Origin of the sequence: Natronolimnobius sp. AArcel1, assembly GCF_011043775.1 — an archaeon.
Taxonomy (GTDB): domain Archaea; phylum Halobacteriota; class Halobacteria; order Halobacteriales; family Natrialbaceae; genus Natronolimnobius.
Window position 1 is genome coordinate 63,226 of sequence record NZ_JAAKXY010000002.1, and the last position, 14,995, is coordinate 78,220.

At 61.5% G+C, this 14,995-nt stretch carries 15 protein-coding genes; 8 read left to right on the top strand and 7 right to left on the bottom strand.

Features of this window, described 5'->3' with window-relative positions:
• Positions 1–14: 14 nt before the first annotated feature.
• Entirely contained in the window at positions 15–1,631 is a 1,617-nt protein-coding gene (locus G6M89_RS04370) for an amidohydrolase (protein ID WP_165160592.1), read from the bottom strand.
• Between the two features lie 118 nt (positions 1,632–1,749).
• Between G6M89_RS04370 and G6M89_RS04375 the strand changes: the two genes are divergently transcribed.
• Together G6M89_RS04375 and hmgA are read left to right on the top strand one after the other, a co-directional pair.
• Positions 1,750–2,175 (top strand): hypothetical protein, encoded by a 426-nt coding sequence (locus G6M89_RS04375; RefSeq protein WP_165160593.1) that lies wholly within the window; start codon positions 1,750–1,752, stop codon positions 2,173–2,175.
• Positions 2,176–2,250: 75 nt separating this feature from the next.
• The gene (gene hmgA / locus G6M89_RS04380; protein WP_165160594.1) at positions 2,251–3,477 is read left to right on the top strand and encodes a hydroxymethylglutaryl-CoA reductase (NADPH); all 1,227 of its coding nucleotides are present in this window, start codon (positions 2,251–2,253) and stop codon (positions 3,475–3,477) included.
• On the opposite strand, the gene G6M89_RS04385 is transcribed toward hmgA, so the two are convergent.
• The 5 genes from G6M89_RS04385 to G6M89_RS04405 all read right to left on the bottom strand — a co-directional run bounded on the left by G6M89_RS04385 (position 3,478) and on the right by G6M89_RS04405 (position 8,096).
• Positions 3,478–3,834 carry a hypothetical protein gene (locus G6M89_RS04385; RefSeq protein ID WP_165160595.1) on the bottom strand — a complete coding sequence of 119 codons (357 nt, stop codon included), beginning with the start codon at positions 3,832–3,834 and terminating at the stop codon, positions 3,478–3,480. It abuts the gene before it with no gap.
• Positions 3,835–3,902: 68 nt separating this feature from the next.
• Entirely contained in the window at positions 3,903–4,427 is a 525-nt protein-coding gene (locus G6M89_RS04390; protein WP_165160596.1) for a DUF5817 domain-containing protein, read from the bottom strand.
• 27 nt (positions 4,428–4,454) lie between these two features.
• Positions 4,455–6,437, bottom strand: a complete 1,983-nt coding sequence (locus G6M89_RS04395; protein ID WP_165160597.1) for a PAS domain-containing protein — start codon at positions 6,435–6,437, stop codon at positions 4,455–4,457.
• Between the two features lie 88 nt (positions 6,438–6,525).
• Complete coding sequence (locus G6M89_RS04400; protein WP_165160598.1) at positions 6,526–7,182, bottom strand: hypothetical protein; 657 nt, start codon at positions 7,180–7,182, stop codon at positions 6,526–6,528.
• A complete protein-coding gene (locus G6M89_RS04405; RefSeq protein ID WP_165160599.1) occupies positions 7,179–8,096 on the bottom strand; it encodes a GAF domain-containing protein in 918 nt (305 codons plus the stop codon). The genes G6M89_RS04400 and G6M89_RS04405 overlap by 4 nt, the downstream gene beginning before the upstream one ends.
• Before the next feature lie 193 nt (positions 8,097–8,289).
• Here G6M89_RS04405 and G6M89_RS04410 point away from each other — a divergent pair, with 193 nt between their 5' ends.
• Both G6M89_RS04410 and G6M89_RS04415 read left to right on the top strand, forming a co-directional pair.
• Complete coding sequence (locus G6M89_RS04410; protein WP_165160600.1) at positions 8,290–10,365, top strand: glycoside hydrolase family 15 protein; 2,076 nt, start codon at positions 8,290–8,292, stop codon at positions 10,363–10,365.
• Positions 10,366–10,494: 129 nt separating this feature from the next.
• The gene (locus G6M89_RS04415) at positions 10,495–11,460 is read left to right on the top strand and encodes a TIGR03885 family FMN-dependent LLM class oxidoreductase (protein WP_165160601.1); all 966 of its coding nucleotides are present in this window, start codon (positions 10,495–10,497) and stop codon (positions 11,458–11,460) included.
• A gap of 48 nt (positions 11,461–11,508) precedes the next feature.
• Here the strand turns inward: G6M89_RS04415 and G6M89_RS04420 are convergent, their stop codons facing one another.
• Positions 11,509–11,952: an ArsR family transcriptional regulator gene (locus G6M89_RS04420; protein WP_165160602.1), complete on the bottom strand. Its 444-nt coding sequence runs from the start codon at positions 11,950–11,952 to the stop codon at positions 11,509–11,511.
• A 137-nt stretch (positions 11,953–12,089) separates the two neighbouring features.
• Here G6M89_RS04420 and G6M89_RS04425 point away from each other — a divergent pair, with 137 nt between their 5' ends.
• The 4 genes from G6M89_RS04425 (at position 12,090) to G6M89_RS04440 (ending at position 14,984) form a co-directional block, all read left to right on the top strand.
• Complete coding sequence (locus G6M89_RS04425) at positions 12,090–12,692, top strand: hypothetical protein (protein WP_165160603.1); 603 nt, start codon at positions 12,090–12,092, stop codon at positions 12,690–12,692.
• 251 nt (positions 12,693–12,943) lie between these two features.
• Complete coding sequence (locus G6M89_RS04430) at positions 12,944–13,327, top strand: sensory rhodopsin transducer (protein WP_165160604.1); 384 nt, start codon at positions 12,944–12,946, stop codon at positions 13,325–13,327.
• Between the two features lie 2 nt (positions 13,328–13,329).
• Positions 13,330–14,589: a D-arabinono-1,4-lactone oxidase gene (locus G6M89_RS22735; RefSeq protein ID WP_165160605.1), complete on the top strand. Its 1,260-nt coding sequence runs from the start codon at positions 13,330–13,332 to the stop codon at positions 14,587–14,589.
• On the top strand, positions 14,586–14,984 hold the full coding sequence (locus G6M89_RS04440; protein WP_165160606.1) for a sensory rhodopsin transducer: 399 nt from the start codon (positions 14,586–14,588) through the stop codon (positions 14,982–14,984). Before G6M89_RS22735 ends, G6M89_RS04440 begins: the two co-directional genes overlap by 4 nt.
• Positions 14,985–14,995 lie beyond the last annotated feature (11 nt).

Here is a 14,995-nt window from a genome sequence, read left to right on the forward strand (position 1 = left end):
CGGTTCGAAATTCGCTACTCGCGCTCGAAAACGACCTCGCCGTCGACAGCTGTCAGTGCCACATCGATGTCCTCGATTCGCTCCGGCTGATCCCACGGTGACGTCTCGAGGACGACGAAATCGGCTCGTTTGCCGACTTCGAGCGTCCCCAGTCGGTCCTCATCGAATCCGGCGTAGGCTGCACCACGAGTGTACGCACGCAGCGCCTCAGTCACCGACAGTCGCTGGTCTTCAGACGGCGCGTTGACGGCGTGGTGGACGCCAAACAGCGGGCCGAGTGGCATCCCATCCGAGCCAAACGCCAGCGGCACGCCGGCCTCGAGCACGCGCCCGAGTGGATTTGATTGCTCGCGGCGCTCGCGGCCGAGTCGCTGATCGTACAGCCCGCCCTCGTCCGCCCAGCGGTGGAAGTTCGGCTGCATCGAGGCGACGATTCCTGCGTCGGCCATGCGCTCGAGTTGGTCGTCCGTCACGAGTTCGGCGTGTTCGATCCGGTGGCGACTCTCTGCAGGGTTGGCGGTGTCCTCGAGCGCCGAGAGCGTCTCCTCGATTGCCTCGTCGCCGATGGCGTGGACGGAGAGCTGATAGCCCGCGTTGTCAGCTTGGTCGACGATAGTGGAGAGTTCCGTGGGGTCGACGACCCACTGGCCGGTCGTCGGTTCACCGTCGTCCGAATTGGAGTTTCCATCCGCATCCGTATTCGCGTCTATGTACGGTTCGCGGAGTTTCGCCGTCCGGCTCCCGATGCTGCCATCCGAGAAGGACTTGATCGCACCCGTCTGGACGCGGCCGTTGCCCGCGTTCGTGACGAGTCCCGCTTTTGAGAGCGCCTCGAGATAGTCGCTCCAGTAGTCGATTCGGACGCGAATCGGCAACTCGCCAGCGGCCGCGAGTTCGCGGTAGACGCGCGGGCTCGTGTCGCTTCGAACCTTGTCGTGGACGCCGGTGACGCCGCGTTCGAGGGCGTACTCGGCCGCAGCTGAGAGCAGGTCGCGCATCTGCTCGCGGTCGGCTGCCACCTCGCGGCGAACGACTTCCGCGGCGTCTTCGACCGCGATGCCAACCGGCTCGCCGTCTTCGTAGGCGAGATCCGAGTCGGGAAGGTCGTCGTCGAGTCGCTCGAGTGCGACCGAGTTCAACGAGACGGTGTGGAGATCGACGCGCAGGGCAGCCACCGGGCGCGTCTCGCTGACAGCATCGAGGTCGACGCGTGTGAGTCGATGGCCATGGCCGTCCCAGGCGCTCTCGTCGTAGCCAAAGCCGATGATCCAGTCGTCGGGACTCTCGTCGGTGTCAGCGTCAGCCCCAGCCGCATTCGCCGTCCGGTCGGCTTCTGCAGCGAGCAACTCGAGACAGTCGTCTGCGCTTGTCGCGGCCGACAGGTCGGCGTGAACGAGGTGCTGACCCAACTGCTCCATGTGGGTATGGGCGTCGATAAATCCCGGGAGGACGACGCGCCCGCCGCAGTCGATTACGTCAGTCTCGACGCCGTTGAGAAACTCGAGTTCGAAGGCGTCGCCGAGACGGACAATCTCGCCATCGCGGATGGCCATCGCCTCGAAGACCGTGTCGGGGTCGCTCAGCGTGTGAATCTCGGCGTTCGTCACCAGCCGGTCGGCGGCCGCAGTCATACCCGAACAGGCTCGCTCGAGGGGCAAAATCGTTCGGTTCGCCACCGTGTGAATCGACCCTCGCTGCGCTCGAGTGCTGGGAGAAAGACAGATACGACAGCTGTGCGAACAGTTTCGTATGTCTGCTCGTGAAAATCTCGTTATTCTCAGCTCACTCGCCCTCCTCGTTGTGCTCGTGCTCGTTGGGCTCCCGCTGCTCGAGGACATGACTGGGTTTTCCATCAACGCCTACCCGCTTCCGGGATTCCTCCTTGTGACCGGGCTCGCCATTGTCCTGCCACAGCTGTATCTGGCCAGCACCGACACTGCGGTCTCTCCTCGGAGCAGGGTCCGGTTCGCCGTCATCGCGACCGGCATCTTCGCACTGGGGTTCGCCGGCGGGACGTACCCCGAAGCAGCGCTCGAGGCTCCACTCGAGAATCTCGAGTCGCTACAGGGGCTGGTGATTCTCGTGATCGGCGCTGGCGCGTTTCTGGGGCTGGTCTGCTACGAGTTCCTCGCCGGTTTTCGGTCCGAGTCCACCGATGGCGACTCGAGTGCGTAACGAGTCGAACAGTCGCGGGCGTACTCTCGAGACTGATCAGCAACGCTTAGGGACGGCCACTGTGTCCCTCGAACCATGACTAGCGCTACGGATCTCGCCGACAAGTTACAGGACGGCGACCTTCGACTCTACGAACTCGAGGAACACACCGACGCGGACACGGCGGCCGAGGCGCGCCGCCTGTTCGTCGAGCGCGAGACGGGAACCGACCTCGAGGCAGTGGGCGACTACACGTTCCCCGCCGAGCAGGCCGAACCGAACATCGAGAACATGATCGGCGCGGCGCAGGTGCCGATGGGCGTCGTCGGCCCCGTCGCAGTCGATGGCAGCGCGGCCGATGGCGACCACTACCTGCCGCTTGCGACGACCGAGGGCGCGCTCTTGGCCTCCGTCAATCGAGGACTCTCAGTGATCCGCTCGTCGGGCGGCGCAGACGCCCGCGTGACGAAAAACGGGATGACACGCGCGCCTGTCTTCCGCGTCGACGGCGTGGCTGAAGCCGCCGAGGTCGTCGAGTGGGTTGAAGACAACCTCGAGACGCTGCGCGAGGCCGCCGAATCGACGACCAGCCACGGCGAGTTGCTCGGCGTCGAACCCTACGTCGTCGGCGACTCGGTCTACCTGCGATTCGCCTACGACACGAAGGACGCGATGGGAATGAACATGGTCACTATCGCGACCGGCGCGGCCTGCGAGGTCGTCGAGCAGGAGACGCCAGCCGACCTCGTCGCCCTTTCTGGAAACCTCTGTTCCGATAAGAAACCCGCTGCCGTCAACGCCGTCGAAGGCCGCGGGCGCTCCGTGACGGCCGATGTGGTGATTCCGGGCGAACTGCTCGAGGAGCGACTCCACACGACCGCCGAGGCCATCGTCGAGGCCAACACGCGCAAGAACCTCACGGGCAGCGCCAAAGCCGGCAGTCTCGGCTTCAACGCGCACGCGGCAAATGTCGTCGCCGCTGCCTTCCTCGCGACCGGCCAGGACGAAGCTCAGGTCGTCGAAGGCGCGAACGCGATTACGACGATGGATACACGCGAGGGAGAAAACGGTGCGACCGACCTCTACGCCAGTGTCTCAATCGCCTCGCTCGAGGTCGGGACCGTCGGCGGCGGGACGAAACTACCGACACAAGCCGAAGCACTCGACGTCCTCGGACTGCGCGGTGGCGGCGATCCAGCGGGCTCGAACGCCGACGCACTGGCCGAGATCATCACCGTGGGCGCACTCGCGGGCGAACTGTCCTTGCTCGCGGCGCTCTCGTCGCGACACCTGGCCAGCGCTCACGAAGATCTCGGACGCTGATCAGGTCGCTGCTGACTCCCGTTCGTTGCCCGCCCGGATCGTCAGTACGGCAATCGTAATGCCACTGCCCATCAGTACGAGCAAGCCAACGAGCGCCTGAAACCCGTCCGTTGCGAGCAAAAAGACCGACAGTCCGACCGCGGCACCGCCATGAGCGAGTGCGAACGGTCGCCGGCCGTATGCACCGTGAAGGAGTGCCACGGCGGCGAACGTCCCCGCAAAGACCCACATTGCAAGTGTCGTCGCCTCGAGTCCGAAAATTGTCTGGTTAATAAAGATGCCGTAGCCATAGAGTGCGAACGCGATCACCGATCCGACGCCGATTGTCTCCGCCTGAACATCCACCACTTCGGCCATTGCGCCGCTATTCTGGCGCTCGAGGCAAAGTGTTACCGTTCGCTCGTCGGCTCGTCGGCTGGCCCCATTCAGAGCAATCGATACCGACCGCGGCTCTCACTGGCCTCACCGCGTCGTGTGAGTTTCTCGAGGCCGTCTTGCACGTCGTCCGCGGAGACACCGCGCTCGCCCGCGTACTCGATCACCTCGGCTTCGGTCGGGCGCTCGAGGTCTCGCAGTGCTTGCTGGATGATCTCTTTCTTGCTGCCACTTCGGGTTGGCCCGCGTGGGTCGCGTTCGCCTGCGGCATCGACTTCATTTACGTCGAGACCAGACTCCTCGAGATATTCGTCATCGTCGATCACGCCATCAGAAACGTCGTCCTCGAGCGTCCCGAACGAATCGAGTTCGGCGAAGGCATCGCCGTGGCCCTGCCGATTGGCGAGCATCGAGGCGCGGACGTCTCGAGCGTGGTCGGCGTCCTCGGTCTCGACGAACTTCTTGCGTCTCTTATAAGGGCGTCGCGAGCCACAGCGAGGGCACTGTGTGGTCTCCGAACGGCCCTCGATAATCCAGAGATTTGAACACTCGCTACAGCCGACGACGGCGTACATGCTCGCACGATACGTCCGAATCGATGTTCACGTTTCGGTCTCGACTGACGGTGTCGTGGAAACAACCGGGAGTTCAATTCGGAAGATGCTTCCCGTCGGATGGTTGTCCTGAATCTCGATCTCGCCGTCGAACTGGTCGACTAACGTCTGGACGAGGTGCAACCCCAGTCCAGTTCCAGGGCTCTCGAGTCCCTTTTCGCCGCGGCCAAACACGTCGTCCTTGCGAGCATCAGGAATGCCTGGCCCGTTGTCCGCAACGCTAATCATGACGGTTTCGCTATCATGGTTGATTGAAACCTCAACATCTGGCAGGTCAGAATCGTTGTGGACAACGGCGTTCTCGAGGAGGTTACGAATCACTGACTCGAGCATGTCGTTTGCGAGTACGTGTGGCGCTGTGGCAAGCCCGTAGACCGTAATTGCGGCTGAGTCGTACCGTGAGCGGACGGTTTCGACTGCCGACGTGACGACCTGTTTGATCGAGACAAGTTGCTGATTGTTGCCACGCCCGAGCATCGCCTCTGTAAGGCTGCGTGCGGTTTCAGTCAGTTCGATGGCATCACTGGCCGAACCGTGGATCTCGTTGAGATGGTATGCCCCTTCTGAATCAACGTGGTCCTCGAGCAAGCGGGCGCGACCGCGGACGACTTGCATATCGTTTCGCAGATCGTGGCGAACGACCTGATTCAGGATCTCGAGTTTGTCCCGTGTCTCTTGGAGGTCTCGGTTGTGGTCCCGCTGATCGGTGACGTCTCGTGCGGAAACGACCATCGAGGTCGGCGCACCCGAATCGTCGGTCACGGGTCGAATCGTCCCGCTAACGCGTCTCGTCTCGCCATTGCCGATTGGATTGTCGACCACATACTCAACGTACTCGCCCCCTGCGGCCCGTTCGACCCACTCTTTGACTCGCGCTTGCATGTCATCTGACCACCACGGCGTCTCCCAAAACGGCGTGTCGACAACCTCCTCGTGTGTCACATTGACGTACTTGAGAGCGGCCTGATTTGCCTGCAGTAACGTGCCATCAAGTTCGAGCAGGCCAACGAGCATTTCTGGGTCCTCGAAGACGGCTTCGAATCGGCGCTGATTCCGCCGAAGCCGTAATTGGCGTCCACGTCGCTCAGTGACATCGGTGAAGAATCCCTCGAGCGCCTCGAGACTTCCGTCCTCGGCGTAAATGCCCTGTCCGCGTTCCCAGATCCACTTTGTCGCACCTGTTTTCGTTTCGATCCGATAGGAGACTTCGTAGGGTTCGCCCGACTCGAGTGCGGTCTGGACGTCATCCCAAGCAGACTCGCGGTCAGCCGGATGGATCAAGTCCTCGCCGACGACGACTTCACCGCTTTCGAGTTGGGCGCCGGTGTAGCCGGTGATTTCCTCGCAGGTCCCTTCGACAACCTCCATCGGCCAGGCCGAGTCATTCCGACAGCGATAGACTACGCCGGGAAGGTTGTCGATCAATGTGTCCTGGCGGACGTTCTGGCCACCGTCTGCTTGCGGCGTGTCTGGTACCGAGTCCCGGTAAATTGATCCAGGAGCGTGTGGCGACAGGATAGTCCGATACTGTGTCGGTGTCGCCGCGTTTCGGTGCTGGGTGAGCGCCCCCTGAATCCGACTCGAGAGCACATCGAAATGAATACTAGACGCTGCATCTACAGCGTCGTCATCATCTGGAGCGCCGTCCCAGTGGAGAGAGTCCGCTACGCCCGCCTCGAGTGCAGTTTCGACCGCATCGGAGCCATTGGTACGCGTAAGTAACACCGTCGGAATCTGAGCGGCGGCCTCGACGACTGGACGCACATCCTCACCACCACACGCCAACAGCGTCTCGTCAGTTCCGAGCAGGCAGTCGATAGTGTGACTCTCCTGCAGTCGCTCGAGCACCGCTGCTTCGTCGTGTTCGATGACGACAACAAACTGAGTGTTTGTCCGCCTGAGTCGTGTCGCGATCGCTTCCCCCAGTACAGTTGGCGCGAAGAGAAGAATATGAATCGATGACCGCACCATTCACAGTGTATTCACTGCGCTTTTGATATTAGTCTTATTGCTAACACTGTTTTCTCCACAGTAGACAGATGGTTGGCGCGAACGTATATTAGAGTGACACGTCAAGCGACGAATCGATACCAGACAGGCCAGTCGTCTGTAACGTTGCCGTCGAACGGGTCACCGATTCGATATCAATGCGGCCGGTGAACGACGTTTCCATTCCAGCCAGCATACTGTCGATATCCGTCTCGAGGTCGGCACTGGTGTCGAACGCACAGACACCGATGCCGTCACCGCGCCGGAGTTCGGTCAAGAAATTCGAGTTGAGGAATCGATAGACCGAGCGGGCGTCTTCGACCTCGTCACACAGCGTCGAGCAGAAGACGATTCCAGTTCGGAATCGGTCGACTGACTGCTGTGCTGTCGCGACCATCGTCGACAGTTCCATCCCGACCGCTGTCAGATCGCTAAGTGTATCAACAACCTGCAACTCATCGCCGTTGCCACGTCCCTCTGCGGCCAGCACCGACGTGCGTGATCCAGCACCAGTCTTGACCGCATCGAGCCCTCGCCGGGCAGCGTGGCCCCGCTGATCCGTCGCGAGGACGACGCTGTGTTCATCTTCCTCGGCGGCCACCAGTCGGGCGAACACCGTTTTGAGCGCCTTGTGGTCGTCACCAGTGAGCAAAATCGAGGTGCCGCTCTCGAGGCCATCAATCGGCATCGACTCAACGCCAAACGTGTGTGAATTACTGAGACTCATTGTTCCTCCGCGTAGGTAACGGTCGCCTCAGTGGCTGGCTCACGCGCTTCCAGCAATGACTGGCGCAATTCGAGAATTTCCATCGCCGTCTCGGCATACTGCTCGAGTGTCTCCTGCTCAGCCCCAGAGTACCCGCGGGCTTCGTGGTCGAGGACGCACACCTGTCCGATCACCTGCCCGTTCGGCGCGGTCATATTCGCGCCGGCATACGAGACGATGCCGAGATTCTCGAGTTGGTCGTTGCGATTGAATCGACTGTCGTCGGCGATATCCTCGACGACCATCACGTCCTCTTGTAACATACTGTGAGTACACATGGTGTCTTCGCGAGTCAGCGAGTCCCAGTCCGCACCGGTACACGCGAGGAAGTTCTCCTCGTCTTCTTCGATCAAGCCGATGAACGAAACCGCGACATCGAAGTGATCGGCGATCAGGTCAGTCAGGCGGTCGAAGCTCTCCTCGATCGGGAGTTCCTCGATATCGTACGCCGCAAGCGTCTCGAGGCGTTCGTCCTCGTCATCGGGTGCGAGAAAGCCAACCTGGGCGCTGTGGTCGATGATGTCGTTGACGATGAACCCAAGCCGGTCGTCTGCGTCCGGCAGGTCGCGATTGAGATATTCGACGATCAACTCTTCGAACGACGCGGTGTTAATCTCCCCCGGTGAAACGTCGGTAAAGAGCACACACGGCGTCTGTGGAGCCTGCTCTCGAAGGAGTTTGACGATGTCTAATCCGGTTCCATCGGTCAGTTCGTACGCGGTGACGACGCCGACGACTGGCTCGCGCTCGAGTGTCGCAGCGGCTTGCTCGAGTGATGTGGCTTCGACTGCGGTGAGTTTGTCGTCGGCATCGATTGTCGATGCGACGGACGACACACGGCGGTCAGTATCAACACAAAGGACAGTCCGACTCATTGGTAGGTGCTCTCTGCAGTATTCTTAAAAAGCGTCTGCCCAACGGTGTCAGTACCCGTGAGTGATCCGCCGCGAGCAAAACTAGTCCGGCTATTGCACCGCATATTCTTTTGACGGAGTCCGTTGAACGACGCGTATCGAACGCACCGGACACGCGCGGGCGTGTTTGACGTGCGATACACATCCTGTTCACATGGACGACGACTACATCCCAATCGAGGCGTACGGAGTCATCGGCAACAACGACCGCTGTGCCCTCGTCGGGAACAACGGCTCAGTCGATTGGTGTTGTTTCCCCCACCTCGAGTCGCCGAGCGTGTTCGCGGCGATACTCGACGCTGACGACGGCGGGCGGTTCGCAATTCGCCCGACTAAAGAGTACGACACGACCCAGACCTACGTCGATCGGACGAACGTCTTGGAGACAACGTTCGAAACCGACAGCGGCAGCGCCAGGGTGACGGATTTCATGCCGGTCCGCGGTGACGAGGAACACGATATTGCAACCGAACAGAACGCGAGACGCGACGACAGCGAACCCGAGTTGGACGACGACGCTGAAACCAGGAGCAGTGACAATCGATTCCAGCAAGCGATCTATCGCACTATCGAAGGCGTTGCAGGAACGGTCGACCTCGAGGTCGTCTTCGAACCGCGCTTCGATTATGCCCGCTCCACAACGACGCTTGAGCACGGTGAGACGGGAGAAGTCCGTGCGGCCGAAGCGAACGAGGCGGAAAATCACAGCGTCAACGGCGACGTGACCGACGACCAGCGGCCTGCCGACGAGCAGCGTCACCAGAGCGACGAACAGGGCCACCTCTCGTTGCGGACCGATACTGACCTCGAGTTTGCGATTGACGACGCGGAGACAGTCGCAACTGCACCGCTGACGGTCACCGAAGACGAGCAGTGCTGGTTCCACCTGCAGTATGGCGATCCGGAGCACACGCTCGAGACCGACTATCAGCAGTGTCTCGAGGAGACGATTACCTACTGGCAGACGTGGCTCGAGAGCTGTGAAGAGGCCGCGACCGATATATTCACCTTCAGAGACGACTGGCATGACGCACTCGTTCGCTCGACGCTCGTGCTCAAACTCCTGATTCACGACGAGACGGGCTCGATTCCGGCAGCGGCGACGACATCGCTGCCCGAGGAAATCGGCGGCGAACTCAACTGGGACTACCGTTACAACTGGATTCGCGACGCGAAGTTCACGATTCAGGCGCTTCACAGCGTCGGCCAGTCCCAAGAGGCCCACGAGTACTTCGAGTGGTTCCGAGAGATTGGCCACGAATCACCCGAGGACATCCGGCCGCTGTACGGTCTCCACGGCGAAACCGACCTCGAGGAAGAATTTCTCGAGCACCTCTCGGGCTACCGGGACTCACAGCCGGTCAGAATCGGCAACGCCGCCGCAGATCAGGTCCAACTCGACATGTATGGGACAATCGTCCAGGGGATCTACGAGACGATTCGCTACGAGGACGGTCTCAGCGAGTACGACTGGGAGTCAGTTTGCGCGCTGGCGAATCACGTCTGTGATCATTGGGAGGAACGCGGCAAAGGCATCTGGGAATTTCGCGACCTCGAGGAACACTTCGTCCACTCGAAACTGTTGTGCTGGGTTGCTCTCGATCGAGCCATCAGACTGGGCGGTGAGTACGACTACGACGGCCCCTTCACGAAGTGGGATCGCGAGCGCGAAGCCATCAGAGAGGCAATCGAAGCGCGCGGCTACAACGAGGAGAAAGGCAGCTTCATGCAGTTTTTCGGTGCCGAGGACGCACTCGATGCGACCGCGCTCCTCATCCCGCTGTATGACTTCCTGCCCGCAGACGACGAGCGCGTCCAGAACACCATCGATACGATTCTCGAGGAGGCGGCAACCGACGACGGCCTCGTGTTTCGCTTTACCGACAGCCCTGCGCGACCGACCGAATCCGGCGGCTTCGTGCTCTGTTCGTGCTGGCTCGTCGATGCGCTCGTCCTCTCGGGTCGGATCGAGGAAGCGACCGACATCTTCGAGAACCTGCTCGAGTACGCCTCTCCACTTGGGCTGCTCTCGGAGATGATCCACGCCGAAGACGGCACGCTGCTGGGGAACTTCCCGCAGGCCTTTAGCCACATCGGCTTACTCAACAGCGCGATTTATCTCGCGAGCGCGGACGACGCCGAGCAGTTACCACCCGAGGAACTCGCTGGCGGGGCTGCCGCGCCGCTTTTCACCCAGCACGGCCCGGACGCAGAGAGCAACGACGGATAAGCGAGTCAGCGACAGCCATCTGGCACACTAACGCCGCAAAACTAAGTGCGCATTCGTGGAGAAATCGACCGTGCTGACGCTATTCGTCCTCGAGACGACCCACTCGAGTCGATCCTCGGGTGATCACCGATGACCGACTTCGGCTACCACGTCTCACACGAACAGTTCGCCCCGAGTGCCGCACTCGAGTACGCGGAACTCGCCGACGAGGTCGGGTTCGACCACGCCCTCGCCTCGGACCACTTCCATCCCTGGAGCGAACAGCAAGGCGAGTCAGGACTCGTCTGGTCCTGGCTCGGCTCCGCACTCGAGGCGACCGACCTCACCTTCGGGACGGTCAACGCGCCGGGCTATCGCTACCACCCCGCGATCATCGCCCAGGGCGCGGCGACGCTGCGGGAGATGTACCCCGAGCGCTTCTGGTTGGCCGTCGGCAGCGGCCAACTGCTCAACGAAGGCATTACGGGCACCGACTGGCCCGTCAAACGCGAGCGAAACGCCCGCCTCGAGGAGTGTGCCGACGTGATGCGCCGGCTCTGGGATGGCGAAGAGGTAACCCATCACGGCCGAATCGACGTCGAACAGGCCCAACTGTACTCCCGGCCCGACACCGCGCCGCCGCTGATCGGCGCGGCACTCTCCGAAGAAACCGCCGCGTGGCTCGCCGAGTGGGCCGATGGCATGATCACCATCGCCACGCCGGACCACGAGGCCGACGCCGCCCGTGTCGAGGCCTTCCGCGAAAACGCGCCGGAGAAACCGGTCTTTCTCAAAGCCCAACACGCCTACGCCGACAGCGACAAGGCTGCTCTCGAGGGGGCCTACGAGCAGTGGCACACGAACTGCGTGCCCGGCCCAGTCACCCAGGAACTGCGAACGCCCGAGCAGTTCGATGACCTCTCTGAAACTGTCGACGAGGAGCAGGTCGCCGAAAACGTCCGCTGTTCGGCCGCCCTCGAGGATCACATCGACTGGCTCGAGCAAGATGCCTCTCTGGACGTTGATCGAGTCTTCATCCACAACGTCCCGACGAATCAGAAGGCGTTTCTCGAGGCGTTCGGCGACGAGGTACTGCCGGCGCTCGAGTCAGCGTAATCGGGTACACTCAGTAAAATACGACGCCCGGAACCGTCGATTTCGCCGCTACTCCTCTCCCGTAGGACGTGGCATCGTCTCGATATCGCGAATCCGTGGCGTTTTCTCGACGGATTGGTACTGACGCATCCAGGCGTCCTCGGGGAACAACCCGTTCCGGTCGAACAGCGTACGGGCGTCGTCGGTGAGTTCGAAGAACTGGTAGGGAAACTCCCGCATCCGTTCGCCCGGCTCGAGTTCGCGTCGCTCAACAACGCCCACGGTTCGGAGCGTGTTGAGATGGCGGCGAATCGCATCACCGCTCAGCCGGGGATTCATGTACTCGAGTTCTTCGACGGTTGGCGCTCCTTCGGGGTGGCCGACGATATCGGCGATGAGGTTGGCTCGTTTTGTGTCGGTCGCCTTCTGGAGAGCCATCCAGGCGTCGAATCCGGTCCCGGTAGCGGCACCAGATCCTGCGTCGTTCGCCACTGTCTCCGTTCCGGGTTTCATACTCCCTCCTTCGAGGGCGAGCACATTAAACATTCGCACTCAACTGAGACTGGTTCCGCAACTGGTCTCTCGGCAGTACTCAATTGCATCGTCGATAATCACGTAATTATTAGTCGATCAGGACGCACCACTCGGTGATGGATCCTGACGACCGCGAAGATAGCCCTCGAGAGAGTGACCGCTCGACGGTTCCGTCCGAGGACGAGGTCATAGATGAGTTAACGGACGTCAGCCTCACGCCGACGGAACACCAGCGGATCAAAGACCTGGTGAATCAGGATCTGGCCACGATCACAAGCTACGACCGGCGGTATCTCAGCGTCGGCGCTGGTGGGACGACAGGTGCGGCGGCTCGCCGGAAACTCGTTTACGACCGCTTGGATGAGCGAACGGATCCACCCGCGGTCGCCTTTCGACTCGAGGACTACGGCCTGACACCCGATGAGATTCGGCTCTGGGCTCGAGCGTTCGATATCCTTTGTGGACGAGCCACACAGATTGTCGCGGTGATTGAAGACTTCGATGGCGGCTACGTCTGGGAACTGGGACTGCTGTTTGCCCCGCCGTATCGAGAAAAAGTGTGGGTCCTGAAGCGAGCGTACGATGACCCCCAGACCGAGCGCGAGAAGTACGAAAACGGGATGGCTGCCTCACACGTCGAACTGCTCCTGAGTGGCCCCCGCTGTCACGAATGGGACGATTCGGACAAGCTTCGAGCCTCCGTGGACGAAATCCCCTGATACGGATTGCTGTACCGATGTACCGGCGGTGAGTCGAACCGTGTGAGACGAGTCTCGGTGGAGGAGTGCAGCGAGTCCACCGTTGCAACCGCTGGCCGGGTCGCGGTTGCACCGGACATGACGTACAGTAAACCGTCTGACGGTCAGCGGACGCCGCGCGACGGCAACGCTCGAGTGAGTGACTCACTACACTCGAGCGCCTGCGCGTACAGGCCCCCGTGTTTTCCGCCTCTCCGTCGTCGAATGCAATGATGACTGGCAAACGTACGTGGGCGATTCCGGAGGGGTACATTCCCGCGGAAAGCACCGGCCCCGAACCGGAGCTGACCAGCCACGAGACGATCTGCGTGCTCAATACGACCGACGAGGAAGCGACCCTCGAGATCACGATCTACTTCCCGGATTGCGACCCCGTCGGCCCCTACGAGAAGACCGTGCCACCAGCACGGACCACACACTTTCGCTTCAACGAATTCGACGACCCCGAGGAGATTCCGAAAGGCGAACCGTTCGCGAGCGTCCTCGAGTCGGACGTGCCCGTCGTCTGTCAGCACACGCGACTGGATTCCCGGCAGGCCGAAAACGCCCTGCTCTCGACGATGGCGTATCCGGCGGCCTCGGAATCGGGTGAGTAACCGTGACACAAGATATTCTCGACGAAGACGACCACGAGGAGGCGGGCTGGGAAAACTGGTCCGGGAGCATTACCGCCGACCCGGACGAGATTCTCGAGCCGGAAACCGAGTCCGAACTACAGGATATCGTCCGTCGCTGTGCCGACGACGGCACGACCGTCCGCGTCGCCGGTGCAGGCCACTCGTGGACGCCAGTCGTCGAAACAGATGGCGTAATCGTCTCGCTTGCGAACATGACCGGGCTCGTCGATCACGACCCTGACGCGGGGACGGCGACGCTGTACGCGGGCACGACGCTCGAGGAGGCTGGCACTGAACTGCACACACGCGGGCTTGCCTTCCCGAATCTCGGCGACGTGTCGATGCAGACCGTCGCGGGCGCGTTCGGGACGGGCACCCACGGCACCGGCCCCGAGTTCGGAAACCTCTCGAGCGTGCTCACCGGTGGACGGCTGGTCACCGGCACGGGAGAGATTCGAGAGTTCAACGCCGAGGATAATCCGGACCTCCTGCGAGCCGCGAAAGTCTCGCTCGGAACGCTCGGGATCTTCACCGAAATCGAACTCGACCTGCAGGATACGTACAAAATCCAGCGGCGCGAGTACTGTACGAACTGGCGCGAGTGCAAGGAGCACATTCCCAACCTGATCGAGGAGAATCGCAACTTCGATTTCTACTGGTATCCCCGCTCGGACGAGGTCAAACTCCGCTTGCTCAACGGCCCCGGCGGTGGGACCGACCACGACGATCTCGAGTATGCGACGCTCGTCGAGAACCAGACCGGCTGGTGGCAAGAGACGATTCCAGCACACGACGACATCGGCCGCGAGTTCGACGAGATGGAGTACGCCGTCGCCCGTGAGAACGGCCTCGAGTGCTTCGAGAAAGCCAGAGAACGAGTGCGAGAAAACTGGCGCAAAGACGTCGGCTGGCGCATGCTCGTCCGAACCATCGCTCCCGACGAGGCCATGCTTTCGACGGAGTACGACCGCGAGGCGATGACCATCTCGTGCATCCAGAACGCCGACCTCGAGCACTGGCCCTACTTCACCGATATGGAGCCGCTCTTTCGGGAGTACGACGGCCGCCCGCACTGGGGCAAAAAGCACACGCTCCGCGCTGCGGAGTTAGAGGAGTTGTACCCCGAGTGGGAGCACTTCCAAGAGATTCGGCGCGACCTCGACCCCGAGGGCGTGTTCATGACCGACTACCTCGAGGCCCTGCTCGAGGATGGCTCGAGCAGCGAGGTGGAGCCGACATGACGGACAGCGACTCGGAGACGGACGAGACGCCAATCGGCGAAACTCGCTGGGTGATTCCGGGCGGTCACGTCCCAACCGGCAGCACGGGGCCGGAACCCGAGATGGTCAGTCACGACAAACTCTGTGTGCTCAACACCGGACCGGAGATGGCCACGCTCGAGGTCACGCTCCGCTATGGTGACGGCCACGAGGCAGGGCCGTATCCGCTGTCGGTAGCTTCAGAACGTGTTCGTCACATCCGGATCAACGACCTGATCGACCCGTACGCGCCGCCGCTCGGCCGAGACTATGCGATTGTGGTCGAATCGAACGTCCCCGTCGTCGTCCAGTTCAGTCGCCAGGATACCCGCCAGGCTGAAAACGCGACGCTGTCGACGATGGGCTACGGTGAATAGTTACAAATGGC

Coding starts and splice junctions, on each gene's coding strand:
- G6M89_RS04415 (WP_165160601.1), top strand. CDS start 10,495: ATGACCGACTTCGGCTACCACGTCTCACACGAACAGTTCGCCCCGAGT.
- G6M89_RS04405 (WP_165160599.1), bottom strand. CDS start 8,096: ATGAGTCGGACTGTCCTTTGTGTTGATACTGACCGCCGTGTGTCGTCC.
- hmgA (WP_165160594.1), top strand. CDS start 2,251: ATGACTAGCGCTACGGATCTCGCCGACAAGTTACAGGACGGCGACCTT.
- G6M89_RS04420 (WP_165160602.1), bottom strand. CDS start 11,952: ATGAAACCCGGAACGGAGACAGTGGCGAACGACGCAGGATCTGGTGCC.
- G6M89_RS04395 (WP_165160597.1), bottom strand. CDS start 6,437: ATGGTGCGGTCATCGATTCATATTCTTCTCTTCGCGCCAACTGTACTG.
- G6M89_RS04390 (WP_165160596.1), bottom strand. CDS start 4,427: ATGTACGCCGTCGTCGGCTGTAGCGAGTGTTCAAATCTCTGGATTATC.
- G6M89_RS04440 (WP_165160606.1), top strand. CDS start 14,586: ATGACGGACAGCGACTCGGAGACGGACGAGACGCCAATCGGCGAAACT.
- G6M89_RS04430 (WP_165160604.1), top strand. CDS start 12,944: ATGACTGGCAAACGTACGTGGGCGATTCCGGAGGGGTACATTCCCGCG.
- G6M89_RS04385 (WP_165160595.1), bottom strand. CDS start 3,834: ATGGCCGAAGTGGTGGATGTTCAGGCGGAGACAATCGGCGTCGGATCG.
- G6M89_RS04410 (WP_165160600.1), top strand. CDS start 8,290: ATGGACGACGACTACATCCCAATCGAGGCGTACGGAGTCATCGGCAAC.
- G6M89_RS04370 (WP_165160592.1), bottom strand. CDS start 1,631: ATGACTGCGGCCGCCGACCGGCTGGTGACGAACGCCGAGATTCACACG.
- G6M89_RS04375 (WP_165160593.1), top strand. CDS start 1,750: ATGTCTGCTCGTGAAAATCTCGTTATTCTCAGCTCACTCGCCCTCCTC.
- G6M89_RS04425 (WP_165160603.1), top strand. CDS start 12,090: ATGGATCCTGACGACCGCGAAGATAGCCCTCGAGAGAGTGACCGCTCG.
- G6M89_RS04400 (WP_165160598.1), bottom strand. CDS start 7,182: ATGAGTCTCAGTAATTCACACACGTTTGGCGTTGAGTCGATGCCGATT.